The 1,662-nt window shown below is 41.0% G+C and carries 1 protein-coding gene; it reads right to left on the bottom strand.

What is annotated here, in order from left to right; all coding sequences use genetic code 11:
* Window positions 1–98: 98 nt before the first annotated feature.
* Window positions 99–1,550 (bottom strand): transposase, encoded by a 1,452-nt coding sequence (locus tag DW917_RS16775; protein ID WP_118120525.1) that lies wholly within the window; start codon window positions 1,548–1,550, stop codon window positions 99–101.
* Window positions 1,551–1,662 lie beyond the last annotated feature (112 nt).

The raw sequence follows: 1,662 nt of genomic DNA, 5'->3' as shown, positions 1-1,662 counted from the left end.
CTAAAGTTTCCCACCCTTGTTTATAGGGCATTTTTGAGTCCTTAATGTTCCATCAATCCCTATAAACAGGGCATTTTAACGGTTACCTAAAAAGTGTTTCATGCCACTTCTTTCCCATTTTCCCTATTTTCTAGAGCTTTAGCCATGACGAGATAAGCAGATGCAGCTTCTTCGTCGTTGATAAGAGACTCTGTCATTTCATCAACTGTCACGCCAAGATGCTCACAAAGCACCTCCAAAAGTCTCTTGATGCATGTTAGTACTCTCTTCCATAAGGTCAATGCCATGAGGTCTTCCTCCATGTCTGTGAAAAGTTCTCCCATGGTCTCATATTCAGAGAATCGTTTCTCCAAAGCCATGGTTATATATGTGAGAAAGCAGAGGGTGCAGTCGGCAATCTGCTCGTCAAAATCTCTTCCAAGGCATTTGCCTAGTCCGAGATACTGTTTACATTCTTTGTTCAAGACTTCTATGTTCCAACGGATTTGGTAAACTTCGAAAGCTTTCACAAAAGTCATAGACAAATCTGTGCTTATCAAAACGTTCCATCTTTGGTTCCTTCCATATCGAATCAGGAATATGCGTAAAGGTTGCTCCCCCAGCTTACCTTGCAAAGATATATAATGGCATTTATATTGGCGACAGTTATGAGAACGCTCTCTTTCATATAGAGCTATCAATTCCAAGGCATTGTGTAATTTGCCATGGACAAGATACTTGGCATTTCCCATTTTCGCCAATCCTACAAGATGCAAGGCTCCTTTGCCAAGCTTTCTAACTTCGCCGATGAGATATTCACAAGTAAACCAGCTGTCACAAAGAACATACTTGGCTCGCAGGCACTTATGACTCCAGGCTCTCTTTATCATGTCAACGGCAACCTTCAGTTTCGATTCCGTAGACTCATTAAAGCGGATGGCGTTTGGATTCTCGGCATTACGCTGTTTGGCAAAACGCTTTTTTCGTTGCTTGGAGGTTAGTCCAAAGTCCTTCTTCTTTCCTTTTTCACAGTGCAGCGAAAGGTCTATAGGAATAGTACTCTTCCCATCAAAAAATGCACAAACCAACAGTTTGTACCCCAACACACATTTGCCTTGGACATGGTCGAATACTCTACTGATCTGTTCCATGCTGAAACCTGTCTTTTCCAAGGTGGTATCGTCCAGGATATAGCTCTCCATTCCAGTGGAGACTTCTGCATGCTCTTTGCGGATGATAGCTAGAAAGCGAAGGGACATACCAAGGAGGAGCTTACGCCAATCCATGGAAGCTCTCGTCATCATTCGATAATAGCAGTTCTTGCCAGTACTCAACAAGTCGTAATATGATTTCTTGTACATAGAGTGAATACTTTCACTTGCTATGCGAAACAGACACAAAGACAGGATCAGTTGAACGGCAGGAATACCAGCTTCTTTCTCCAATGATAGCTTGCAGAGGAGATGACCTAGACCAAAACGGGTAAAAAGCGCCATTAAATTGGTTCGCAATGAACTTTTAACACTTAATATGTTTGATAACTCAGAAAAATTGCTTAATTTTGCATTCATAACAGTTACTCTTTAAATCGTTGTTTTTTGTTCTTTAGCGATTACAAAGATACAACTTTTTATCGAGAAACTGTTATTTTTACCCTACTATTTTGGGGTGGGAAACTTTAGT

This window comes from Prevotella sp. AM42-24 (genome assembly GCF_003461825.1).
GTDB classification, from domain to species: domain Bacteria; phylum Bacteroidota; class Bacteroidia; order Bacteroidales; family Bacteroidaceae; genus Prevotella; species Prevotella hominis.
The sequence above is the reverse complement of the archived record's forward strand: the minus strand, read 5'-3'. Positions and strand labels throughout refer to the sequence as shown.